General features: G+C 60.6%; 18 protein-coding genes. 1 reads left to right on the top strand and 17 read right to left on the bottom strand.

Features of this window, described 5'->3' with window-relative positions:
- Positions 1-114: 114 nt before the first annotated feature.
- Entirely contained in the window at positions 115-780 is a 666-nt protein-coding gene (locus GGR39_RS09420) for a peroxiredoxin-like family protein (protein ID WP_183616910.1), read from the top strand.
- A gap of 102 nt (positions 781-882) precedes the next feature.
- On the opposite strand, the gene GGR39_RS09415 is transcribed toward GGR39_RS09420, so the two are convergent.
- The 17 genes from GGR39_RS09415 to GGR39_RS09335 all read right to left on the bottom strand — a co-directional run bounded on the left by GGR39_RS09415 (position 883) and on the right by GGR39_RS09335 (position 25,169).
- Positions 883-2,244: an FAD/NAD(P)-binding protein gene (locus GGR39_RS09415; RefSeq protein WP_183616909.1), complete on the bottom strand. Its 1,362-nt coding sequence runs from the start codon at positions 2,242-2,244 to the stop codon at positions 883-885.
- 72 nt (positions 2,245-2,316) lie between these two features.
- The gene (locus GGR39_RS09410) at positions 2,317-4,770 is read right to left on the bottom strand and encodes a TonB-dependent receptor plug domain-containing protein (RefSeq protein WP_183616908.1); all 2,454 of its coding nucleotides are present in this window, start codon (positions 4,768-4,770) and stop codon (positions 2,317-2,319) included.
- A 15-nt stretch (positions 4,771-4,785) separates the two neighbouring features.
- A complete protein-coding gene (locus GGR39_RS09405; protein ID WP_343055845.1) occupies positions 4,786-6,285 on the bottom strand; it encodes an NtaA/DmoA family FMN-dependent monooxygenase in 1,500 nt (499 codons plus the stop codon).
- Between the two features lie 27 nt (positions 6,286-6,312).
- Positions 6,313-7,245: an ABC transporter substrate-binding protein gene (locus GGR39_RS09400; protein ID WP_183616907.1), complete on the bottom strand. Its 933-nt coding sequence runs from the start codon at positions 7,243-7,245 to the stop codon at positions 6,313-6,315.
- A 22-nt stretch (positions 7,246-7,267) separates the two neighbouring features.
- On the bottom strand, positions 7,268-9,640 hold the full coding sequence (locus GGR39_RS09395) for a TonB-dependent receptor (RefSeq protein ID WP_183616906.1): 2,373 nt from the start codon (positions 9,638-9,640) through the stop codon (positions 7,268-7,270).
- Positions 9,641-10,049: 409 nt separating this feature from the next.
- A complete protein-coding gene (locus GGR39_RS09390) occupies positions 10,050-10,841 on the bottom strand; it encodes a class II aldolase/adducin family protein (protein ID WP_183616905.1) in 792 nt (263 codons plus the stop codon).
- Between the two features lie 119 nt (positions 10,842-10,960).
- A complete protein-coding gene (locus GGR39_RS09385; RefSeq protein WP_183616904.1) occupies positions 10,961-11,911 on the bottom strand; it encodes an NAD(P)-dependent oxidoreductase in 951 nt (316 codons plus the stop codon).
- A complete protein-coding gene (locus GGR39_RS09380; RefSeq protein ID WP_183616903.1) occupies positions 11,908-13,080 on the bottom strand; it encodes an acyl-CoA dehydrogenase family protein in 1,173 nt (390 codons plus the stop codon). Before GGR39_RS09380 ends, GGR39_RS09385 begins: the two co-directional genes overlap by 4 nt.
- Before the next feature lie 2 nt (positions 13,081-13,082).
- Positions 13,083-14,093, bottom strand: a complete 1,011-nt coding sequence (locus GGR39_RS09375) for an ABC transporter substrate-binding protein (RefSeq protein WP_246388594.1) — start codon at positions 14,091-14,093, stop codon at positions 13,083-13,085.
- Positions 14,094-14,152: 59 nt separating this feature from the next.
- Positions 14,153-15,124 (bottom strand): ABC transporter substrate-binding protein, encoded by a 972-nt coding sequence (locus tag GGR39_RS09370; protein ID WP_183616902.1) that lies wholly within the window; start codon positions 15,122-15,124, stop codon positions 14,153-14,155.
- Complete coding sequence (locus GGR39_RS09365; protein ID WP_183616901.1) at positions 15,099-17,609, bottom strand: TonB-dependent receptor plug domain-containing protein; 2,511 nt, start codon at positions 17,607-17,609, stop codon at positions 15,099-15,101. The genes GGR39_RS09370 and GGR39_RS09365 overlap by 26 nt, the downstream gene beginning before the upstream one ends.
- A 728-nt stretch (positions 17,610-18,337) precedes the next feature.
- Positions 18,338-19,069 (bottom strand): transporter substrate-binding domain-containing protein, encoded by a 732-nt coding sequence (locus GGR39_RS09360; RefSeq protein WP_246388613.1) that lies wholly within the window; start codon positions 19,067-19,069, stop codon positions 18,338-18,340.
- Positions 19,070-19,249: 180 nt separating this feature from the next.
- Complete coding sequence (locus GGR39_RS17535) at positions 19,250-21,037, bottom strand: amino acid ABC transporter permease/ATP-binding protein (protein WP_183616899.1); 1,788 nt, start codon at positions 21,035-21,037, stop codon at positions 19,250-19,252.
- Positions 21,034-21,579: a GNAT family N-acetyltransferase gene (locus GGR39_RS09350; protein WP_183616898.1), complete on the bottom strand. Its 546-nt coding sequence runs from the start codon at positions 21,577-21,579 to the stop codon at positions 21,034-21,036. Before GGR39_RS09350 ends, GGR39_RS17535 begins: the two co-directional genes overlap by 4 nt.
- Positions 21,576-22,775 carry a M20 aminoacylase family protein gene (locus tag GGR39_RS09345; protein ID WP_183616897.1) on the bottom strand — a complete coding sequence of 400 codons (1,200 nt, stop codon included), beginning with the start codon at positions 22,773-22,775 and terminating at the stop codon, positions 21,576-21,578. Before GGR39_RS09345 ends, GGR39_RS09350 begins: the two co-directional genes overlap by 4 nt.
- A complete protein-coding gene (locus tag GGR39_RS09340) occupies positions 22,772-24,106 on the bottom strand; it encodes an LLM class flavin-dependent oxidoreductase (RefSeq protein ID WP_183616896.1) in 1,335 nt (444 codons plus the stop codon). Before GGR39_RS09340 ends, GGR39_RS09345 begins: the two co-directional genes overlap by 4 nt.
- 34 nt (positions 24,107-24,140) lie before the next feature.
- Entirely contained in the window at positions 24,141-25,169 is a 1,029-nt protein-coding gene (locus GGR39_RS09335) for an MsnO8 family LLM class oxidoreductase (protein ID WP_183616895.1), read from the bottom strand.
- Positions 25,170-25,512 lie beyond the last annotated feature (343 nt).

Here is a 25,512-nt window from a genome sequence, read left to right as displayed (position 1 = left end):
CAATAAGCCGAGGATTATCGCTTATTGCAAAGATCAATGATTTACGAGCCGGTTCTCATTGTCCGCAGGAGCTACATCACGCCTAGCCTCTCCCTCGTAAGAAGGAGCCCCAAGATGAGCCACATTTCGCTGCGCGAACGTTTTGCACGCCTTCAGGCAGAACGCGAGCAGACCTGGAAGCCTGAGCAACTGGCGGGTAACGCTCGGCAGCGACAGGCTTTGGTCGCAAGCCACGAGCCGGCAGCACATCCCCAGCCAGGTACTGTCATCGCGCCGTTCGCCTTGATCGATCAGGATGGGCGCGATTTGACGCGAGACACGCTGACCGCAGGCGGACCGGCGGTGCTGGTGTTCTTCCGCTTCGGCGGCTGTCCCGCCTGCAACATCGCTTTGCCTTATTACAACGAGACACTGTGGCCGAGCCTGCGCGCCGCCGGTATTCCCATGGTGGCGGTGAGCGCCCAAACTCCGGTGGATCGCGGCATCATCAATCGGCATGGCTTAACGTTCACCGTCGCCACCGATCCGAACTATGCTTTGAGCCGGGAACTGGGCATCACGTTCCTGCCCCATGATCGCCCTCAGGTAGCACCGGGGGAAGACTGGATCGGCAAGACGCTGGGCACTGACAGTTACGAGATGACCCAACCGGCGGTGCTGATCCTCGATCGCGGTGGCGAAGTGCGGTGGCTGGATATCAGCCCTGACTGGCTATCGCGCACCGAGAGCAATGAGGTCCTGGATCACCTTCCGGAAGTGGCACGCAAGGCCGCTGCCTGATCGTAGAGGAGGGATCCACCGAAAGACCCAGTCGGTGCCGCACCAGCCCTTTTCCTGCGCTTTTAACTCGAAATTTGAAGCCTGCGCCTACACGACGCAGGCTTACAGTCCCTCGCCGCCGACCCAGTGCGTATTTCCAAGATAGCGGGCCAGGTCCCATACCTGACGGCGGATGTCGGGCACCGCCACGATCTCCCACGCCTCGCCCTTGGTGATCGGCCCCACCGCACGCAGCCGGTCCTGTGGATTGCCGTCAGCGTCGCGCACCCGGCCCGACTGTTCGACGTCGAGGCCGAGTTGGTGCGCATCAGCGCGGATCAGCCCCTGAGCCGCCAGATTGCAAATCAACGGATGATCGGAACCCGTAATCGCCCCTTCCGGCCCGGTGCAGTTGATAACACGATCCGCGACAAGGCTGTGCACTTCAGTCTGGCCACGCGGCCGCCATTGCAGGTGCAAGCGGTCATCACGCGGCGCGGCACGGCATAGCTTGCCCGCGCTGAAGAGCAGCCGCCGCTCTTCCTCCAGCGCCTGCAACTGAATGGCGACGTCGGGCGCCAGACGGTGGCGGTGCACATCCCAATAGGGCCGCGCATGGCGAAGAAAGCGGCGTTGCGCGAGTGCGTCGTGCCGTCGCCAGAGATGCTGCGTGTGGGGGCGCAACTCATCAATAGCGGCGCGCCATCCGATCTCCTTGGCGCGGTCGCGAACCGAGCGCAGCAGCCACGATCCCCTGGCTTGCGGCTCGGTGACCGGGGTGACGGTGGGGCCTACTTCGGCGTGAGCACGCGGCTTCAGGCCGCGGCGCGAGAGCACGGTGATCCGCCCCCTGAAGCCGGAACGGTCAAGCGAGACAATCATGTCGGCTGCAGTGAGACCACTACCGAGCAGGACAATATGGTCGAGACCGTCCAAACCATCGAGCACGCCCGGCATCCAAGGATCAGCGAAATGCAGGGGCGGCGTAACCGCAGTTAATGGCGGCAGGGGTGCGGGCGGAAAATTGCCCAGCGCCAGCACCAGCGCGCGGCAATCGACGCGCCTGCCACTCGCGAGTGTCAGCTTGACTTGATCCGGAGCGACCGCCGCACCGACTGCCTCGCCCTGCACGATCTGGGCGCGTCCCGGAGCCGATGCGAGAGCGCCCAGCAACAACTCTCGCAAGTAATGGCCGTAGGCCAGGCGCGGTACGAAGCGGTTAGCTTGATCGCGATCCGAAAAGCCCATCCAGCGCACGAAATGCCCGAGATCGTCGGGAAATGCGCTCATGTTCGCAGCCCGTACGTTCAGCAGATGCTCGGGCCGGCGGGTACCGAAAGCCAGCCCCTTAGCCAATTGCCGCTCGTCACGCTCGACGATAATGACTTCAACGCCCTGGCGGATAAGGTTGACCGCCAGCAGCGTGCCGCTGAAGCCCGCGCCTACGATGGCGACAGGCAGACGGGCGGGGTTCGATGCCGTCATTTCAATTTCCGGTTCATGGTAATGAAAACGCCGGGAGACGAGACAAGGCTGCCCCGTCTCCTACCCGAGACATCACCAAGCAAGATTTACGCGCGCATAAAGGAAGCGGCCGTTAAAGCCGAACGGCGAGTAATACGGGAACGCTGTGCCGCCGTTGTTGTAGTTGATAACGTTGCTGTCCGGCACCCGATCGGGATAGACGTCGAACAGGTTGTTGACGCCGATCGCCACGTTCGACTTCCTCAACAAAGGCGCGCGCAATTCAGCGTCTACGATGACGTGCTTGCCGGTTTCCACATAGTCCACTAGACTGGAGGCAGGCTGCGTGACGCTGCCGTAGTAGGTGGCGCGCACCAAGCCGCCGAAGCCGGACTTACTCCAGTCAAGCTGCCCCGTCAGCTTCTCGCCGGGGGTACCGTCCTCGATGCTGACGATGCGCTGCTGGCCGAACAGCGCCGGGACCGTGATGGTGCCGGTACCGGTGGGAACGCGGGTCAGCTTCACGTCATTGAGGTTGCCCGCTACGGTAATGTCGAAGTTGCCCGCCGCGCCTGTCACCAGGCGGTAGTGCGCAACAAGGTCGATGCCCTTGGTGGTAGAACGAAGGCCGTTCACGAAGAAGCGCGCCGCGCTGACGTTGAACGGTCGCAGCAACGCGGTGATTGCCGGGCTGGAGTTCACGCCCGTACCCAGGTTGTCCGACAAGGCAAGCTGGTCGCGCAGCTTGATACGATAGGCGTCAACCGTCAGGTCGAACCCGCCCGAGCGAAAGACAAAGCCGCCAGACAGGTTGAACGACTTTTCAGCATCCAACGGTTTGCCACCCAGCGCCGTCGCCACCGGACTGGTAGATGGGAACGTGCCGATATCCACGACTGCTGCGGCCCCGTTGATATTCGTGACTTGCGGCTGCGTCAGCGTGTAGTACTGCTGTTGCAGCGATGGCGCGCGGAAGCCGGTGGAAACGGTGCCGCGCAGCGCGAAGCTGTCTGTCAGATCGTAGCGCGCGGAAAATTTGCCTGTCGCGGTTTCGCCGAAGTCGGAGTAGCTTTCGCCACGTCCGGCCAGCCCAAGCAGCAACTTCCCCAACTGCGCCTCCAGGTCGAGATATGCACTCACATTGTCGCGGTGGCGGCTGAGCGCATTGGCGGGCGAGAATCCCTGAAACCCTTGCGCGCCGCTGCCCAGCGTGCTGCCCAGCGCACCGTTCGGCAAGACGTAGGTCGCCACGCCGAGCGGGCCGCGCGCATAGCTCTCCACTTGGCCTTCGCGAATGGCAAAGCCCTCGTTGCGGTATTCCACGCCCCAGGCGACGTTGAGCGAGTTGCCGTCGGCGAAGTCGAACTTCTTGCTGACGTCCAGGCCACCCACGATCTGGTCGTAGATCAGCTTGCCGTCATAGAAGTCGGTTGGCGAGGCCGCTCCATAGGTCGAGTTGACCGAGTTGCGGGTGTGCAAGGTCAACGCGTTGCGGCCGTACGAGACGCTGAGATCGACTGCCCAGGTGCTCAGCTCGCCCTTGATGCCAATCGCGGAGTTGATGTCGTCCGACTTGACGTTGATCTTGGGCAGGAAGCCGTTGGGGTAAAATGATGACGTGAGATTGTTGGCATTGCCCGCGAGGCGGGGGAAGGCGGCGCCGGTGCTGTCGCGGTTCTGGTACCCGGCATAGCCGTAGACGGACCACACGTCGTTCATTGGTACGCCGAAGTTGGCGAAGACAGTGTACTGCTCCACCTCGGGATCGCCGAAGCGCGAGGTCACGGCGTTGGGAGTCACCCGGCGGTCAAGATCGCCGCGGCTGGTGTGGCCGCGCTTCAGGTAGTCGCCCGAAATCGTCAGGAAGCCGTCCTCACCGATGCCGAAGCCCTGCCAGACAGAGGCGTTGTACGTTTTACCATCGTGGCGATCGCGGCTTTGTCGCGCAGTTTTGACGCTTGTCTCGTATTGTCCGTAGCTGGCAGAAGCACCGCCGCCTGAGCGCGCTTCGCGCAGGCGCAAGTTGATGACGCCAGCGATCGCGTCCGAACCATACTGCGCCGAGGCACCATCGCGCAGTACCTCCACCCGGTCAAGCGCGACGGTCGGGATGGTGTTGAGATCGAAGGCCGCCGAACCCCGGCCCACCGAGCCATTCGTATTGAGCAGCGCCGAAGCATGACCGCGGATGCCATTGATCAGGACAAGCGTCTGATCGGGCGAGAGGCCCCGTAGCGTGGCAGGCCGGATTGAATCGGTTCCGTCCACCGCTGCCGAGCGCGGGAAGTCGAGCGACGGCGTGACGTTCGAAAGTGCCTGCCCTAACTCAGTGGTGCCTTGTGACCGCAGCGCGGCGCCCGAAAGCACGTCGACAGGCGAAGCAGTGTCGAGCCGCTGTCGCCCGGTCACGCGCGTGCCGGTGACGATGATATCGCTGGTATCGGCTGCTGTGCCGCGTTCAGCATCGCCGACCTGGGCGTGCACGAGACCGGGAGTAAGCAGCGCCGTCAACGACGAAGCGAGCAGATAGCGTACGTGAACTTTCATGGCGGCCCCCAATTTTCAAAATGCCCGATACACAAGTTGTAGAGTAGAGAATAGTTCTGCCCTGCGGGATCGGAATAAAATTCGTCCATTGATGGACCAACCTTGCAACATGGTGCGAGCCCCCGCTCCATGCCGAAAGGCAAAACGGCGATCAGCCGGCGATCGCCCGTGCGCGGGGTTCCTCGCGTCCTGCCCTCGCTCGCACGTTTCGCGGGATCGGAAGCCCAAGATTTTGGCGCAGAGTGGGATGTTCGTAATCGGAGCGGAACACGCCGCTCGCCTGCAGCAATGGGACAACTTCGCTTGTGAAGCGGCGGAACTGATCGGGATGCCCGACATAGACGTTGATGCCATCCAAAGCACGACACTCGAACCAACGCGTAATCTCGCGGGCGATAGTCTTCGCTGATCCAACGAAGGGCTGGTGAACTGGTCGCGTGCATGTTCGACCGTCTGGCGCAGTGTCAGGCCGCGCTCCTGGGCAAGTTGCGTGATCCGCTGCGCTTGGGTGAAGAAGCTGGAGGCCGCATAAGCCAAGGCCTCGGCCGGGAATGGCGCGTCGAGATTGTACTGCCGAAAATCGTGCCAGCCGAAAGCGCGGCCGAACTCAGCCAGCGCCTGATCGAAGCTTTGGTCAAGCCGGCGTTGCTCACGCTCGATTTCTCGGGCGTCATCGTCGGTATCTCCCACGGTGATCGTAAAGCCGGGCAAGATGATCAACTCGTCTGGATTGCGGCCCCGCGCAGCGGCACGCGCCTTGAGGTCGGCGTAGAATGCCTGACCCTGCGCCAACGTCTTGGCGTGAGTGAAGATCGCATCGGCGACACTCGCGCCCAGATCGCGCCCTTGATCGGAATCGCCCGCCTGGAAGATCACCGGCTCCCCTTGTGGCGAGCGCTGGATGTTGAGCGGCCCGACTACCTGGAAATGCTCGCCCTTGTGATCGAGCGCATGAAGCTTGCTCTTGTCGAGGAACACGCCGCTTGCCCGATCCCCCACGATCGCGTCATCCTCATACGAGCGCCACAGGCCGCGGACGACATCGAGATATTCAAAGGCGCGGCCATACCGGGTGTCGTAATCGAAATGCTCATCGCGGCTGTAGTTGCCGGCGGTACCGGCATCACCACTGGTCACCACGTTCCAGCCTGCTCGCCCCTTGCTGATCAAATCCAGAGACGCAAGTCGCCGGGCAAGATTGAACGGTGCGTTGTAAGAGGTCGTCAGCGTACCGACCAGGCCGATATGGCTGGTGGTTACCGCCAGCGCGGACAAGAGCGTCAGCGGCTCAAGCCGATTGAGATAGTGCGGGGGCGAGTCCGGCGTGATGAACTGGCTATCGACGATGAAGACAAAATCGAATTTGGCAGCCTCCGCCTGGCGGACAAGCTCGATATACCAATCGATACTAACGCTCGCATCGATCGGGATTTCGGGGTTACGCCAGCGATTGGTCTGGCCGGGACCACCGACCCCGGTTGGAACGAGGCCGAGTTTCAGCTGTCGCTGGGTCATGGGAAAGTCCTCCGGGATCGTACGGGATCAGAGTGTTTGGAAATGCGATGCCACTGATATGGGCCGGGTCAGCAGGCCCCCTTCGTGGAACACGTCGGCGATCTGCTGCTCTTCGGCAATAAGGCCGGCATCGATGGGAGCGGGCACCAGGACGCTGCGGCCGACGTAGCGCTTCGTAGCGGCAATTGGCACGCCGGTCTGGCTGGTTAGCATTTGCGCGTATGCATCCCGATTGACTTCGCTCCATCGGCGAGCAGCAGCGAGGCGGCTGGCGAAATCCACTAGCAGCGGGCGCTTGTTTTCGAGTGAAGCGTCAGTGCCATACACAAAGGCTAATCCCGGCGTCAGCGAATTGTCGATCGGCAGAATGCGCATGCCGTCGCTCAGCTCGCCGATGGCCGCGTAAGGGTCCCAGATCGCCCATGCATCAACCGCGCCGCTGGTTAGTGCGGCCCGGCCATCGCTGGGATTGAGAAACTTGATATCGATGGCGTTGAACGGACGTTTCAGACGCTTGAGCCCGGCGAGCAACACATAATGCCCGATGGAGCCACGCGGCGTGGCAACCCGTCGTCCCAGCAGGTCATCGAACCGTGCGATGGATGACCCTCGCGGTACCATGACGGTGGTGGAAGCGCCTTTGGCGCGGAAAGCCGAAATCGCCTTCACCCCGGCATCCGCCTGCAGGCTGTAGATGAAGGGCGCATCCCCCCCGAGCCCGGTATCGATCGCCCCGGCGCCCAGGGCTTCGATCAACGGCGCGGCATTAGGAAATTGCGTCCACTCGATGCGATACGGAATTTCCTTTAGCTGACCGGAAGCATCGAGCAGCGCCTGGATTCCCCCTTTCTGATCGCCCACCACGAGTGTCGTGGCGCCGGCCTTCGTGCACGCGGCCAGGAACCCGGCTCCCGCCAGAGCGAGGGCTTGTCGGCGAGATGCATGCGACGGAAACGACATAGTGCTATCCTTGAGACGGTGATCAGAAACGGAAGCGCAGCGTCGCGCCATACGTTCGCGGCTCTCCCACCCCGACCTGGGTCAGCCCCCAGGTGGCGTTGACCGTGGCGGTGGTGAGATAGTTCTTGTCAAACAGGTTGCGTCCCCAGATCGACACGTCCCACGGCCCGTCGTCAGGCCGGATACCAAGGCTTGCGCCGACCAGAGCATAACCCTTGATCCGAGTGAACGGGTCATTGTTGACCGCCGAGAAGAAGCTGGAACGATAGCTGGCGTCAGCCGAGGTATAGACGGTAAGCGTATCGCTCACCGGAGCTTCGTAAAGCACCTGCACCGCACCCGCCCATTTCGACGTGCCGGACAGCCTCTGCCCCGAGATATCGCAGGAACTTTGATACGACAGCAGGAACGGGCAGATCGAGTTGTTGTATCGCAGATATTTCGCATCGGTAAACGCGCCTGATGCCGAGATGGTCAGGCGACGACCAATCGACGCGCGCGCATCTACCTCCACACCCCGGCTGCGGACCTTGCCAGCATTGCCGATATAAGCGACGCGATTGAGGACGTCATAAAGATTGGCCTGATAATTCTTGTCAATCGTCCAGAACAAGGCAGTATTAAACTGTACCTTCCTATCGAATAATTGCGTTTTCAGGCCGGCCTCGTACGCATCGACCTGCTCTGGCTCGACGAAGATGTTGATGCCGGCATTGCGACGCACCAGGTTAATGCCAGCGGACTTATAGCCGCGCGAGTAACTGACGTAAGCATGCACGTCTTCGCCTAGATCCTGGTTGGCGCTGAGCAGCCAGGACACCGTGCCCTTCGAACGCTCGGCATCGTATGCCCCACCCGATGGCGCATAAGCCGCGCGGATCGCAGCGGCGCTCGCCTGATAGGCCAGCGGCAGGCCGGATATGGGCGCTGGTGTTCCCACTTGAACCGCGTTGTAGCTGCCGGTTTTCTTTTCATAAGTGTAGCGAAGACCGCCGGTCACGCTGGTTGTGGGCGTGATATGCCAAGTGGCCTGACCATACGCAGCATAACTATGCGTTGCAGGATCAAGAAAGCTGAAGGAATCGAGGCCATCTAGCAGCGCATCCGGTGCAGCGGGACCGAAGTACCACTTTGCCGCATCCTTCTTGAAGGAAACTTCCTGCTTGAGCTTCGCCTTCTGCCAGAAGAAATAGAGCCCGCCGGTATATTCGATCGCGCCGCCGCTGGGCGATGTCAGGCGCAACTCCTGGCTGAACTGCCTTTGATTGGTTGCCACCGTACCCTGTCCCAGAATATCGGCCCCGAACTGATCCCCATCCCAGTTTGGTATCCATTTCCAGAACCGAGCGGCGGTGATGGAGGTCAGCGTATGCCCGCCGATCGTCGCATCCACGCGAGCTGTAAGACCGCCACTAGGCATCTTGATCGCCTGTGATCCGTTAATGTCGGTACGGCGGTTGTACGGGTCCACCTCGATCGGCGAGTAGCCGACATCGGCGGCATGCTGGTAAAAGCCTTTGACGATGGCACCATTTGCAAGCCTCGTCGGCAATACCTGCCCCAGCAGGTAGAAGCCCATGTTGCCGGTCTGCCGGGCATAGTCCCCGATCAAGCGGACCTTGATCGCGTCGCTCGGCTGCCACAGAAGATCGGCCTTAACCGCAACGTTTTTGTAATTGTCCCAGTGTTTACGTTGCAACGTGTTGTAGACGATCCCGTCCCGCGCCGCGTACAAGCCGCTCAGCCGTAGGGCCAGCGTGTCCGTCAAGCCACCCGAGGCCGAGACCTGACCGCGCCGATAGTTATAGTTGCCATATGTCAGGTCGCCTTGCACCTCAGGCGTGAAGCTGGGCAGTCTGGTACGCACGTCGATGGCGCCCGCCACCGTGTTCTTGCCGAACAACGTCCCTTGCGGACCGCGCAGCACCTGAACGCTTTCGACATCCAGCAGATCGTTGAGCACGGTACCGGTCCGTGGCCGATAAACCCCGTCGATGTAGAGGCCAACACCCTGATCAAGGCCATCATTGGTACCGCCCGAATTGGTTCCCAGGCCGCGAATGGTAATAGTCTGGTTGCGACCACTAAAGCCTTGGATGCTGACGCTGGGCGTGAACGCCGCCAGGTTCTTAAGGCTGGTCTGGCCGCCGATCGCCGCGATCTGCGCCGCTGAAAGCGCGGTGATGGCGATCGGCACAGTCTGCAGCGTCTCGTTCTTGTAGCGCGCGGTGACGACGATATCCTGACCGGCGGACGCTGATTTCGCTTCTTCAGCAGCCCCCCCGTCAGCTGGGATTGAAAGCGCCGGTTCGGCGGCGGCGTACGCGTGACTTGTGACTGACCCAAACACTACCAACCCTGCCGCCAGGGCAGCACGGCGTGAGATCACGGACATCGAACCGAAGATCCTGTTGGCCATTACACCATATGGGCGTGCGCTGCGGCCGTAGGATGGTATCCGGCCAACCTTTGTGCGCCGGCCCATTCCGGGAAGGCAGTTCCTTGCAGTCTCGATCACGATACCCTCATTCGCCGGTGGATTCCGACACGACGCTGAAGAACGGAAAAAGACTACCAGATCAATAGAGTTAAGGCGTTCGATTCATGAGAGTTGCTCATATAAGCAGATTGAAGATCCTCGATCGAAGGGGAGGACGGGTTGCGCCCAGGTCTTGGATCGCGGATCGGCCCGGTCCAGATTGGGCATCCCTGACCGTTCGGCACGCGTTAGGATGCCCCGGGATAGACCAGGGAAGTACTTGTCAGATCGGCGATCTTTCTGCGTCGCTCTGGCATTAGCACAATCAGGTATCGAAGCCTGGAAGCTCGCGCTCCACCTTCCGCAACACCGCTTCCCACACCAGTTGCTCGTGCGGTTTGCCCCCCTGCTTGGCGAGCGTGGTGGACCGGCGTTGTTGCAATTGCCGCCGCATCTCCGCCTGCGCCGCTGGCGGCGCGATCAGCACATGATCACGTCCACCCGCCAAGGCCGCCACCTGAACGGAACAGGCGGTCTCCAACTGATAAATCCCGCTCCAAGCTTCGCCAGGACTGCTGCCGAGGGCTAGCGTCCCGTGATTGCGCAGCAGCATCAGCTTGGTGTCCCCCAGATCGCGAACCAGACGTTCGCGTTCATCGAGATTGAGGGCCACGCCTTCGTAATCGTGGTAGGACAGCCTCGGTATTATCGCCAAAGAGCGTTGGCTGATCGGCAATAGGCCCTCTTTATGCGCTGATGTGCCCATTCCATCAGCCGTGTGAAAATGCGCGACATAGTGCGCGTCATCCCGCGCGGCGTGGATCGCGGAATGGATTACGAAGCCGGCATAGTTGATGCCATACTCGCTATCCGAAAGGATGTTGCCGTCGAGGTCGATCTTGACCAGGCTGGATGCCGTGATTTCCTCGAAAGCCAGACCAAAGGGATTGATGAGGAAATGAGCATCAGGGCCCGGGACACGGGCAGAGATGTGCGTATAAATGAAGTCATCAAAGTTGTAGAGCGCGGCGACGCGATAAAACGCGGCCAGATCGATGCGTACTTTCCACTCCGCTTCCGTGACCGCGCCGGGATTGATCTTAAAAGCCGTGGCCATGGCAAATGTCTCCTGAAGGCCGCATCAGCTGATGTCGGCGATCAAGCTTGCGGACTATTCTGCAGGGCAACAATCGAGCTTTTCTGTTTTCGTATTGAGAGCCCCTTATACAACCATCGTCAGTACCTGCTGACAGAATCCACCACGTCGCCGGGTTGCTCTCCCTTGGCGAAGAGGCAGAGATCGCGTTTGAGCTTTTCCAGCAATCGATCGCGCACGGCCTCGGAATGCGCCGAGATGTGCGGGGTCAGACGAACTTTGGCATGCGTGTAAAGTGGATCGCCTTCGGGCAGCGGCTCCGGATCGGTGACATCTAGCGTCGCGAAGCCCAGGCGCTGCGCGTCCAGCGCGTCCACCAATGCTTTTTGGTCGACGATCGCACCGCGCGCCACATTGATAAGGTGTGCGTCCGGCTTTGCCCGGGCCAGCAATGCGGCATTGACTATTCGAAGGGTCTGAGGCGTGGAAGGCAAGGCGATCACGATGTGATCCGCCCGCTCTACCACCGCGGCAAATCCGGTCAACAACTCGACGCCGCCGGGGATGGCCGCGCCTGTATCGCGTCTTCGCACGCCGACGACCCGCATTCCCGAGGCCAGCGCTCGACTGGCCACGGCCTGTCCGATCGCGCCCATGCCCAGAATCCCGACAGTGGACCCCATCACGCCCCCCAGGGACTGAACGCGCCATTCGGCGGCGGAACGCACTGTCACAGCATCGAGGTTCTTCGATCGCTGATATATTGCCGCCATCACGTAATCCGCGATTTCGTCAGACGCTGTGCCTCGCCCACAGGTTACCAGTGGCGCATCCAGCAGCCAGGCAGGATAGGTGTCGATCCCGGTGGAGGCGGAGAATACCCAACGCAAACGACCTGGCCAGCCAGAGGGTACCGGCTTTCCGCGCATGGCCTGCCATTGCGGCGATGGACGTACGACAAGCACGTCGGCTTCATCAGCCACCCGCCACGGTTCGTCACCATTCACAGAGACAATCTTGGGATCAAACGGAAGCGCGGCCAGTTCCGCATCGAATTCCGGGCCGAGCTGGCTCGCCACGGCCAGGCTCATCGCGAAAGCCCGGCCCGCCCCGCGCCGATCAGGATGGTATCGGCCTGTGGCGAGTGGATACGACTGCATAACACGTCGCGGTAGTGGCGCTCCAGCGGATGGTTCCGGCTGATCCCGGGATTACCTGTCAGTTCCAGACCGATGGCTACAGCCTGGATCGCATTTGTGGTGATGACGTGCTTGACGACGTTGGCGCTGTCTGCGGACGGAAGCTCGCCACGATCCGCCGCCTGCGCCGCGCTGAAGATCAACGTCCGGTTGACCTGCAGCAGCGCCTCGATCTCACCGAACTTTTCCTGCACACGCGGCAAAGTTGCCAGCGGTGCCCCGAGATTAGCGGGTGCACGATCATTCAGGTAGCCCGCCAACCAGTCTCGCGCAGCCCGGGCCACACCATCGTAGATGGCCGCGATCGCCAGCGCATTCCACAGAACCGGCCCATTCGCCTGACCGGTGGGGAGCACCCATTCCTCCGGCCGTCGTACATCGACCGCCGCCGATGTCGGGGCCAGTGTATCGTCGAACACGACCCTGTGGCTGACGGTCGCACGCATGCCCAAGTGATCCCATTCGGGCACGATCGTTATGCCTGGACTGGAAGAGTCGATCAGGAACAGGCCGACGCGAGGTTCCGCCTCGTTGGTACGCGCCCACACCGCGAACCAGTCCAGTCCAGTCGATCCGGTGGAATAGATCTTCTCCCCGACGATCCGCCAGCCATCTGCCGTTTGGCGCGCGGTTGTTTTGGGCAACCCGCCGCGGACAGGGGTTCCCAACTCAGGCTCGACCCGAAATGTCCCGATCAAACCGCGACCGGCCAACGCCTCAAGCGCCAGTTTTTTGTGAACTGCGGCCGGCCAGCGACCGCCTTTGGCCTCCCCCGCGTGGAATGCGTAGGTCATGAACAGGATCAAGGCGGCGGAAGGATCGCCCTTCGCCACCGCGCCCAGCACGCGCAAGGTATCGACATAGCCGGCCCCCTGTCCGCCCAGATCGCGAGAGACAGTTAGCCCGACCAGCCCTTGCCGTGCCAGGATGTCGAACGCCGCCTGGGGAAATTCGCCGGCCCTGTCGTAATGTTCCGCCGTTCTTGCCAAATGCTTGGTCAGTTGTTCGAGAGCGGTATCATCCAGCGCGTTCGTGACGCCTGCAAAAGATTGGGTCGCCATGATCAGCCTTTCATGATGTCGGCATTGAACCGCATGTCCCACAACCGGGTCATGTCGACATGATTTGGAATCAGACCGGCTCGGGTAAATACATCTGCAACCACTTGTTGCGAGCGGATCGCTTCTATCGTCACTGGTTGGAGCTGAAATAGCGCGCTCTCCTCGCGAAGCTGGTCCTGCACGTAAGAGACCGGAACGCCGATCTCTGCTGCTACCAGGTTGGCCCACTTATCTTGATGGTCCCGAGCCCAGGCGTAGCCTTCGCTCACCAACCGCATGTAGGTCAGCACGTGCGCCGCCTTTTCCCTATTTGCCAGAGCGTTGCGATGCGCCAGCACGGGATAGTTCCCCGAGAGAAATCCCAGCGCTGTCCGGAGCACCGTGGCTCCTTGCGTCGCGACGGCACGCTGGATCACGTAGCCGTAGATCGCCCAGGCATCCAAAGCACCTTGCGAGAATGCGGCGACACCGTCCGACACCGTCAGCGCCACCGGCTCAATATCCGACCACGACAGCCCGACGGAACGTAGCATCTCGATCAGGAAGTATTGCGATGTCGTGGCGCGGACATAACCTACCCGCTTGCCTTTCAGGTCTCGCAGATCGCGGATGGCGGAGCCTTTGGGAACCAGCACGGCCTGATTGTTCACGTCACCATGCAGGACCCCCACCTGGAGAAAGCTTTGGACGGTAGAGGCGGCGGAGAAGACCGGCGGAATCTCGCTGCTGCCTCCAAAATCTAACGCATCGCTGTTCAAAGCCTCAATAACGAGGTGCCCGGATTGAAATTCTGAGTATTGAACTGGAAAGTCCGGCGCCAGCCCCGCCGCCTTAAGGAGCAGGCGGGTATCGCTTGCCCCTTTGCCTGTGATCGCCACCCGCAGCGGCATGGCGAACTGCCGCGCGCAACCGCTGGCGGAAAGCGCCGCGATGGCGGCCCCGCTCGCGATCACCGCGCGGCGGCTCCACGTGGGCTGCCCGGCCATCGCCTTCGGTCGTGCTTGATCTTTCATGCTCATCATTCCGTTTCGATGGCGCCATGAGGATTTTCAGAACGAGGCGAACAAAGGTCTTAGGTGCCGATCAGCCCGGGTGCGATCAGTGCCTCGACATTGACGTTGCGAGGTAAAACCCGGTACGGGCGGTAGAAGCGATCGGAGGCTCGCTGCAACGCCGCCACGAAAGTCGCATCGGGCGCCGTGAAGGCCGGTCTCTCGCGCGCCACCCACGCTTTGGCGACAGCGATATCCATCCCGGTCTGGGCGGAATAAAGCCTGGCATAGGCGTCAGGCTGCTGCTGGCTCCACAACGACGCGCGCCGCAACCGCTCCAGATAGTCGCGGATCGCGGTGCGCTTCGCTTGGTCGGCTATCGCCGCCTCAGATACCACTATCGTCGAATAGCCCGGTCCGATCCCTGCACCGTCCCGTAGGATACGGGCGCCTTCAGCCTCGGCGCGAACTTGATATGTCCCGAACGTCGCCCAAGCGTCAATCTGCCCGGTGGCGAACGCGGACGCAGCCTCGTTCGGCAGCATGAACCCAATGCGCACCGAGGAGATCGGAATGCGCGCCTCGTTGAGTGCTTCCAGCAGCAGGTAATGGGATATGCTGCCCCGCGCGCTGGAGACGATTACGGATTTGCCTGCCAGGTCAGCCACAGACTGGATAGTGGACCCGCGCGGCACCACGATCGCCATCGCCTGATCCGACATCCGCGTTACCGCCGCGATCTTGAGCCGACAGCCGGCGGCCGCCGCCAGGATTACCGGCAGGTCGCCCGCGGGAGCGGTATCTACCGCGCCGGCGTTCAACGCTTCCAGCAAAGGCGCGGCTCCTGGGAAATTCGCCCAGGTGATGCGGTATGGAAGATCATCAAGCTGGCCCGCCGCCTTCATCCGGCTTTCCACCAGATGCACCTGATCGCCCATGACCAGCGCGCCGCGATCCCCACGGCCACATGCACCCAGCCACGGCAGCACGCCCAGCCCCAGTGCCCCTCCCAGGAACGATCGACGATCAGAAGCTGACGGCGACGCGGCCATAATAGTATCCACCGTTGGGGTTGAAAGGTGATGGTCCGTAATATCCTTGGCCCGTCTGGGGGCTGCCGGGTCCGTTGGTTTCGGGCCTGACGTTGAAGACATTCGTCGCACCGAACTGCAAAGTGGCGAAGCTGGTCACCGCCAACGATGCATTGACATCTGTGATCCACTTCGCGCCGAATGCCCGATCGTCCCCCGCCGCTGTGCGCTGCGTATACTTACCGTAGCGCGTCGTGGTGAGGGATAATCCCAAGATCCCCCGTGCCCAGGAACCATTCAGCACAAGCTTGATGCGTGGATTAATTACCTCCAACTCACCAATTCGATCGCCACCGAAGAAAACCGACCCCACGCCCAGCAGGGAAGTACCGTTCGGCCCTAGTAACTGGGTCGGCGTGGCCGGTAGCTTGTCAATCCTGGTCTTGTTGTAGTTGAACGCCGCATTCAAATTCACTTTACCCAGCCCGCCGGTGTGCGACCAATCTGCAACCACGTCGACACCGCGTGTGGACGTGTCAACCGCGTTGAAGAAGTATTCGGCTTGCTCGACACCGTTAAGGCCGTTGGCGTTGAGGATGGCGGTAATGCCTGATCCGAACAAGCGGCCCGATCGTTCAATCCGGTTCTTGATCTTTATATAGTAACCATCCGCCGTGATGCTGATATTCGATCCTGGCGTGATGACGAACCCGGCGCCCGCGTTCCAGCTTCTCTCAGACTTAAGCGGCTTTGCCCCCAGCAAAGCTCCCAGAGCAGAGTCCGGCGTGACAAGCTTGGCGACAGTAGCGGTCACCTCTGTCCGGCCCGTGGCGGGATTGAAGACCAGGGCGGTGCGCCCGTCCGTCTGTGCATAGGCGGATTGCGTCAATGAAGGCGCACGAAACCCTGTGCCCACGGTGCCACGTATGGCGAAGGCGGGGCTAACCTCGAAACGCGAATTCAACTTCAACCCGACCGGGCTGCCCGATCCGTCGCTGTAATGCTCGGCCCGCACCGCCGCACCGATGTACCATGCGTCCACAGGATATATGCCAAGATCGACATAGCCGGCATAGACCCGCCGTTGCGCGTCCGCCCGGTCCGCCGGGGAAAGGACGATAGCCGCCTGCACGACCGGCGCCGCTGCCAGCCCGACATTCCAATCGTACTGTTGGTCGCCCGGTTTGAAGATGTAACTGGCCGGGCTGTAGGCCAGCGGGTCGCCCGGCAGCGTGCGGAAGCGATCCAGCCTGTATTCCGCGCCGAAAGACAATTGCAGCGGCCGCGCCAGCCCAATCTCGAATTCACGCGTAACATCCAGGTTGTGAGTCCATTGGCTGAATTCGAAATTCGCCAGATTTGGCCACGATGTCGGTCCGTTGGGTCCCAGCGCGGGCCGGATCGATAGCTTGGAATATTGCCGACTGCGGTTCTGGCCATAACTGCTGGACAAGTCGGCATGCCAGCCGCCAAACTCACCCCGGCCGCCGAACAAGAACTGCAAGTCCTTCTCGGCGATATTGTTCAGGGGGTAATACCCATCCGGGAAAAGCGCGGTGAAGTTCGCCAAACCATTCGGGCGGCGAAAATTGTTGCTGATTTGGGCGTCACGCTCACCATAAGTGGCAAAGGAGTACAGCGTGACCTGCTCGGTCACTTCCAATTCGGCATTGTATGCCAGGTTGAAGGCCTTCACTTCCGGATCGCCGTTGTGCGCCCCGTCCCTGTTCCAGGCGGCGTTGCGTGCGCTTGCCGCCTCACTGTTCGCCTGCACTTGCGCAGCGGTAAGACCGGCCGTCGTTGCCACTTGTGCGATCGACCGATTGGCCGGACGCCCGTAGATATTGGTGTCGGTGGCAGGCAGGTTCCACCAGTTACCGCCACGCTTGCGCACATCGGCGCTGAGGCGGATGAACCCACGGTCGCCCAGCTTCGCACCGTAGCCGATCTGCCCCTGCCAGCTATCGCGGTCGCCATTGCCGACAAACTGGCGTCCATAGCGGTAACTGGCGTCGAACCCTTCCGACTTGTTCAACTGGATGTTGATGACGCCGGCGATAGCATCGGTTCCGTACTGGGCCGCAGCGGAATCCTTCAGCACTTCGATCCGAGCGATGGCGCTAGCGGGAATCAGATCGAGATCGACCGCATTTACCCCGCTGGAATCCTGTGGAGAATTTGTCAGGAAAGCGCTGTTATGCCGCCGCTTTCCGTTCATCAGCACCAGCGTATATGCAGGACTGAGGCCACGGTTCGTCACCGGCCTTACGATCGAGAAGACACCCGCATTCGTTGCGCCGAAGTTCAGCGCGGGTAGCAACTTCGTCAAAGCGTCGCCGAACTCGGCAGCTCCCGTGCCGCCAAGCTTGTCTCCGCCCACAACGTCGATCGGCGCGGGGCTTTCCGCCACTGTCCGCGCGGGGCCACCGCGCAGACCGGTCACGACAATGTCGCCAGTCGGCGCCTCCTCGTCAGTAGCTGCCCGTGACAAAGGAACGATAGCCATGCTGCTGCAAGCGACACTTACGCATAGAAAGGTCCGGAAAGCCCGGTTCTGCATATCTCTACCCCCTGAGTTGAGTTGCAGCCGTATTTTATCGATCGAGGTGTGGCCAATGAGGATTATTCAGATAAATTTAGAATGCCTCATATCTGCTCTGCCAGACACGCGGTCAGGAGGCTTACTCGAAGCCCCTTGGATACCGAACCACCCCGGGTTCCAGGTCTATCGACATGTTTGAAAATTGATCTCTAATTTTAAATGGTCGCATTTCTATTTTTCCACGTTTCATCCTGGTATTTTTCGCCGGAGTTATGAATTGTAGATTTTTCTACGAAGTATTGGATGATCCGTAGGAGGCCCGCTTCAATGTAGGTTGGCGATAGACGAGGATTTGCAGCGGGATCTCGGGCATCGGCCAGAGCCTATCTGCAGAAGCTGCTTAATGAGACGCGGCGTCGGATTCGGCCAGCGTACATCACCGACATAGAAACGAGCGTAGGGATATAGATCGGCGCGCTGGAAATTGGATCGGCGGAAGCTTAGCGCCCCCCGCATCGTGGCGGTGTTGGTTGGCTTCGCTCCCGCGCCGCTCCTGGCAGCCAGCATAGTGAATTAGCTACGCCCTACAAAAACCTCTCGTCGAGGCCGGATTAAGTTAGTTGAGCGTCGTGGCCGTTCGGTTGTGATGGAGACCACTGCGCTCGATTGCCAGTTTCGGGTCAAAGTGATGCCTATTGACGTGGCAGCCCGGCGGGGTTCGTCGCCGATCGCGGTATCCGCTCGTCCGCCATGTTCCAGCGGCGCAATAGTTTGATATAGTTGCCATTGTCGATCTGAGCGTTGATGGCGGCGGTGATCGCAGGGGCAAGTCCTGACGCTTTTCGCGTCGTGACCGCTATAAAGGCCGTCAACGGCCAACCGCCCGCGACCGTACCGACCGACCTCGTTCGACCATCTCGCGCTTCATATGCAGCCAGGAAGTTCGGTCCAAACGACAGGTCTGCCCGCCCCGAAAGAACCGCCAAGCGCATTACGCCAGGATCGTCGTAGTAAAGCGGTTCGACCGGCTTCAAGCCTGCCGCGATGTTGCGCGCATTCCATCGATCGAGAATCTGAGATTGGTTCGTTCCGGCTGTCAAAGCGACACGTCGCCCGGCGACGTCCTGCGGGCCGTCGACGCGCAGGATCGGCCCATCGCTGCGAGTATAGATACCCAGCTTGTCATCGCGATACGTTGAAAAATCAAATTTGTCCTTGCGTTCCTCCGTCACGGTGACGTTCGCCATGACCGCGTCGTATTTACCGGAGGTAAGCCCGAGCGGCCAATCTGGCCACGCAATCGGTAGGATCTTGAGCTTCAACCCTAATGACTCAGCGATAAGTTGTGCGAAATTGGGATCGAGCCCCACGTACCCCTGCCCGTCCGGCGTATAGTCCGCGATCGGAAGCGCGCCGACCGTCATGCCGATCGTCAAAGTGCCGGGCGTCTTGAAGCTGTAGGCGCGAGGCACTAGTGCGGCGGCCGCAGATACTGGCGCGGTGCGGATGAAGGGTAACGCTTCGGCGCCGGCTTTTTCCTTTGGCGGCGCGCAGGCGCCCAAAAGAGCCATGCACGAAAGTGCCGTAGCCAGAAGCGCCCTCACTTACAGTACCTTCGAGAGAAATTCGGCGGTTCGAGGATGAACGGGTCGGGAAAAGACCTGTTCCGGCGTACCTCGCTCCACGATCCGGCCCTGATCCATGAATACAACCGTATCAGCCACCTCGCGCGCGAAGCCCATTTCATGCGTCACGATGATTAGAGTCGTGCCTGAACTTGCCAATTCGCGGATTACGCCCAACACCTCGCCGACAAGTTCAGGATCCAATGCGGACGTTGGCTCATCGAAAAGCAGAACTTTGGGCCGCAACGCCAGTGCCCGGGCGATCGCAACGCGCTGCTGCTGGCCACCCGAAAGCTGACGTGGATAAGCGTCTACCTTGTCTGACAAGCCGACCCGGGTCAGGAGCACGCGTGCATCCGCCTCGGCCTCCGCCCGTGGCCGACCACGAACATGGACAGGGGCCTCCACAATATTTTCCAAAACGGTCATGTGCGGAAACAGATTGAAGCTTTGAAAGACCATGCCAACATCCACTCGTCGGCGAAGCACTTCGGCTTCCTTCAACTCGTGCAAAATATTTGCGTCTTCGCGGTAGCCAATGAGTTTGCCATCGATCGAAATCAGCCCAGCATTCAAGGGTTCCAGATGGTTTATTGTTCGTAGTAGGGTGGATTTACCCGATCCAGATTGACCGATGATGACGGTGACGCTTCCAGAGGGAATCGTCAGCGAGACGCCTTTGAGCACTTCAAGATCGCCGAACCGCTTCACCGCGCCCTCGATCACTACGGTACCGCCTTTGACAGGCCTGTGGAATGATCCGGTGTCGCCGCGAACGAGAGTATGCCCGCGGACGGGCATGCGGGTGATTGAAGCGGACGAGTCAATACGGCGCAAGCTAATCCTTGCAGACCTGACGAAACTGCCTGCCCCCTGCGATCCCGCCACGCCGCGCGAAAAGCGCCGCTCGATCCGGCGCTGGATCACAGACAGAACTGTTAGGATAATGAGATACCAGACCGTCGCCACCATCAGCAGCGGCACCACCTCAAGATTACGGCGGTAGATCACCTGCACGGTGTAGAACAACTCCGGCAGCGCGAGGATGTAGACGACCGACGTGCCTTTGGCGAGGTTGATGATTTCGTTGAACCCGGCGGGAAGAATGCTGCGCATCGCCTGTGGCAGCACGATACCGAAGATCTGGCGGCGGCGCGGCAGGCCCAGAGCGGCAGCCGCTTCCCTCTGGCCGTTGTCCACCCCCAGGATGCCGCCACGAATGATCTCGGACGAAAACGCAGCCTGGTTCAGCGTTAGGCCGATCACCGCAGCCACGAAGGGACTGATCAGCGCGGCGGTAGACCAAGAACCGAACCGAAAATCAGTAAGGGGCACGCCGAGGCTGATTGTAGCGTAGAGGTATCCCAGGTTATTGAGCAGCAGCAGCAGGACGATGAGCGGGATGGAGCGGAACAACCAGACATAGCCCCAAGCAAGCCAGGCCAGCAAAGGGGAGCCTGAAACCCGGGCAAGCGCGATCGTAGTGCCTAGCAGCGATCCGAACAGGGTGCCAAGCGCGGTTAGCAAAAGCGTCTGGCCGAGGCTAACGATAACCGGCTCTGCAAAGAACCACTGGGCAAAGACCGGCCAACCCCATTTTGGATTTCCTAGTACCGAAGCGGCGATCATCAATAGAGTGCCGGCGGCAACCACCGTGCCGAACGTGCGTGCCGGATAACGTGCAGGAACAACACGGCGTTGGGGTTGAATTTGGGCCTTGTGTTCGGCGAGACGGGAAGTCGACGTATCCAGGGTGATGGCGTTCATGCCAACACCGCCGCGTTGTCTCCGATCGCCTTTGCGAAGGGTAGCGTCATTAGCACCGCGGGGTCGGCTTTTGGATCGTACAAGGGCGTATAACCGAGGCGTTTGTATAACGCGCTGGCCTCCGGCTGACGAAAGCCAGTGGTGAGAAATATCCGGCGATACCCTTGGCGGATCGCCGCATCTTCTAGGGCAAACACAATTCGCCGTGCCAATCCCTGGCGGCGCAGATGCGCGGCAGTCCAGATGCGTTTCAGTTCGGCGGTGTCGGTCTCCTCATGCGGCATGAACCCGCCGCCCGCAATCGCCTCACCATTACGGACGATCAGCAGGAAGTTTCCGTGTGGCGGCAAAAAGCGATCGGAAGCATAGCGGCCATAGACTTCCTCTCGCGCGGCGTCCTGGCCGAATTCTGCAAGATCGCCGTAACGCGCGCTGTACTCCCCGATCAATGCCTCAAGCAAAGGACGGGCACGGGGATCCATGGGGGATGACGTGACGATCCAATCGTCATGAAGCTGGGTCGTGGTCGGGATGATGGTCATGCCGATGCCCTCTCAGGGTTATCCGTCAGATAGGTTTCCACCAAGCGCGCCCAGAATGCGGCGGCCGGAGCGATTACCGCATCGTTGAAGCGGTATCTGGGGCTATGAAGCGGTTCGCCGTCACCCGTTCCAACAAACAGGAAGCTGCCGGGGCGCGCCTGTAGCATATAGGCGAAGTCTTCGCTGGCTGTGCGCGGTGCAAGATTGGAAATGATGCAATCTTCACCCAAAAGATCGCGCGCAACATCGCGCGCGAAAGCGGTTTCGGCGGGATGGTTTATGACACTGGGGAAACCGGGCTTAACATCGACCTCGGCCGTCGCACCGAAGCTGGCGGCGATGCGATGAGCCAGATCGATCACGCGCCCCCGGATTGCGTCACGCACCTCCTCACGAAAGGAACGCAGCGTTAATTTCATCTCTACGGCGGCAGGGATGACGTTGGCGGCATCCCCGCCGTGGATTGCCCCCACAGTGACGACGGCGCTGTCCAGCGGGGCGACGCTACGGGAGACCACGGTTTGTAACGCGGTGATGAGATGTGCCGCCACCACCACTGGATCCACCGCCTCATGCGGTGCCGCGCCGTGGCCGCCCTTGCCGATAACCCGGATCGCCAGCCAGTCGACCGCCGCCATCGCCGGGCCGTCTACGAAACCCAGCTTGCCTTCCGGGACGCCGGGCCAGTTGTGTAGAGCGTAAACGGCGTCACAAGGGAAGCGTTCGAACAAGCCGTCCTCGATCATCCGACGAGCACCCTGACCCAGCTCTTCGGCAGGCTGAAAGATCAAGTTGACCGTTCCGGAGAAGTGCTCGCTTTCAGCCAGGTATCGAGCGGCTACGAGGAGGATGGCGGTATGACCGTCATGCCCGCATGCGTGCATCCGCCCTTTGTGAACACTGGCGAAATCGAGGTCGGACGCTTCCTGGATCGGAAGCGCGTCCATGTCGGCGCGTATTCCGATCGCCCGCGTGCCCTGACCTCGGCGAAGCGTGCCGACCACTCCGGTGCCGCCCACGCCGGTGGTTACATGAAAACCCCATTCGGCAAGCAATTCCGCCACGCGCGACGAGGTTCTGTGTTCATCCCAGGACAGTTCAGGGTGGCGATGCAGGTCCTGCCGGATCGCGATCGCATCGTCGACGAAACCGGCGATCGTGCCGCGCAATTCGTGTCTGTCGAGCACTTTGCTCATGCGGAGCGTCTCTCGGTAGCTTCGGCTACGCGCGCGACGGGTTTGTAGGGTAGGCCGAGGTGGTCACGCAGGGTGGTACCTTGCAACACACGGTCGTAGCGGCCGCGCGCTTCCAGGGCGGGCACCACGTACCGGGCGAAATCGTCCAACCCCTCTTGCGCCGCCGCAAAGCCAAGGATGAACCCATCCGCCGCGCCGCCATCTATCCAGCGCACCAATTCATCGGCCACTTTTTCACCACTGCCCAGAAAGTCGGGGCGTGGTGTCGCGACTTTGAGAGCCACCTCTCGCAAAGTCCGGCCGTTTTCGAGCGCGTCTGCTTTGATATGATCGGTGGCCGAACGAAAGCTATTCGCCCCGATATCCCCAAGGTCTGGGAAAGTCGCGTCCAGCGAATAGACGCTGAAATCGTGGTGATCGAAAAACCGGCCAAGGTAGTCCAGCGCTTCCTCGATGGTCAGCAGTTCTGCGATCCTGGCATGCTTGGCTTCCGCTTCCTCGTCGGTAGCGCCGGTGACGATAGAGATTCCGGGAAAGATCTTCACCGAATTTGCCGATCGCCCATGTACCACCGCGCTAGCGCGAATTTGCGCGCGAAATCGGACGGCGTCTTCGAAATTAGCCGGGCCGGTAAACACGGCATCGGCGAACTTGCCGGCGAGGCCTATTCCTGCCTCGGATGAGCCAGCCTGAAAGATCACGGGCTGGCCCTGCGGTGACCGGCCAATATTCAGCGGCCCTTCAACCTGGAAAAAGCGACCCTTGTGCGAAAGGCGACGAAAGCGGTTGCGATCGAAAAAGACGCCGCGCTCTCGATCGCGCACGAAGACATCGTCGTCCCACGAATCCCACAATCCTTGCGTGACGGTCAGATATTCATCCGCGATTTCATAGCGCAGCGCATGATCGGGATGGGCGCGGCTATAGTTTCGCCCCGACCCTTCGAGTGGCGATGTCACCACATTCCAACCCGCGCGACCACCGCTTATAAGGTCCAGAGACGCGAATTGCCGCGCTACGGTGAAGGGATCGCTGTAAGATGTTGAAAGCGTGCCGGCGAGACCAATCTTGCTGGTGACCGTGGCCAGCGCGGACAACAGTGTGATTGGCTCGAAACGGTTGAGAAAGTGCGGGACGGACTTTTCCGTGATATAGAGACCATCGGCCACAAAAGCGAAGGCAATTCCCGCCGCTTCGGCCGTGCGCACCTGGTCGATTAAAAACGGCAGATTGACGCTACCGTCGGCCGGGCCCGACGGATGGCGCCAGGCGTTCATGTGCGTACCGGGGCCATTTAGCATAAGGCCAAAGGTTATGGGCGTCTCAGACATGGAATTTCCTCAGGGAAAGGGATGAGGGAGTCGATCAGGCGGCCACGCGGGCAATTGCACGGTCGGCCTGCATCGCCCGGGCAAGGGTTTCCATCGCCCCGCGCCGCTGCGCATGATCGGCGACGGGAATGTCGATGATGAATTCTTCCACTCCCAAACGATCATGCAGATCGTCCAGCGCATCGCGGATTTGCTCGCCCGTACCTGCTAGAACATCGGGCGCAATCGGATCGGCCGTATATTCCGTGGCACCGGACTGGCGTGCGAACTCCGCGGCGGCAGCCAGATCCGGCAGGTTAACCGACTGTCCGTTGGCCAATCTGACCCGATAGAGCCGGAGAGGCTTGGCGAGCGAGCGCGCCCGCTCTTCGCTGCTGTCAGCAAAAGCGACTAGGGCCAGTAGCGGTCGCCTGCCTGTGAGATCAGCGAATCTGCCGAAAACCCTGGCCATGCGATCAGGATCGCCATCGAAATGGCCGGCATAGCAATAGTCCCAACCCAGGTGGGCCGCGGTTTCAGCGCTTTCCAAGCTGGCGCCCAACAGAATGCGTGCGGGCGGCGTCACCGGCTCGGGCGCGGCCAGGGCACCTGCCCAGCGATGATCTTCAGGCAAGTTGCCAACAACAAAGGCCTCCAACTCATCAAGCTTGTCGGCGAAGGCATCCGGGCGCGCGCCTTCCTGATTGGCACGCAAGGCGCGTGTCGCCTGCGGCATGCCGCCAGGTGCGCGGCCAACGCCCAGATCGACCCTTCCGGGTGCCAGCGCCGCCAGCAGCCGGAAAGTCTCAGCCACCTTGAAAGGCGCATAGTGCTGTAACATCACCCCGCCTGAGCCGACGCGGATACGGCTCGTTCGTGCCAACACGAACGCTACCAAAGCCTCTGGCGCGGTGCTGCCCGCCATCGCCATGCCACGATGTTCGGCAAACCAATAACGGTGAAAGCCCAGTTCTTCAGCCAACTGCGCGAGTGCAACCGTACTAGCCAGGGCATCGGGAGCGTCCGCGCCCTCCGGAACAAACGCCTTGTCCAGAAGGCTCAGGCGATAGGGATCTGTAGGCATATGGCCTCCACTGGGCGTAGCGTACACGCCCGTTACTTGCGGAAGATCCTATCTGTCTACCTGCTGAGTAGACAATTTAAAATTCCTGTATCAAGGTTCAGAAAATATTGATCGCGTTCATCGCTCAAGATCTGCCACTGCGTCAGTGCAAATCGCGTTTTCACCAGATGCTACTCTCTTTCGAGCTGTATTAGTATTTTTCCTATTGTTTTATATAGGACAATATGAATTTTCTCTCGAATCGCCGAGAATATTGGTGGTGATATTGATTCCAATCATAATCTAATGAAATTATCTGATAGATTTTCAAAATGCGTGATCTGAAATGAATATTGCCGATTGT

This window comes from Novosphingobium fluoreni (genome assembly GCF_014196615.1).
Lineage (GTDB): Bacteria > Pseudomonadota > Alphaproteobacteria > Sphingomonadales > Sphingomonadaceae > Novosphingobium > Novosphingobium fluoreni.
Note: the sequence above shows the minus strand (reverse complement) of the source record. Positions and strands in the feature narration are given on the sequence as shown.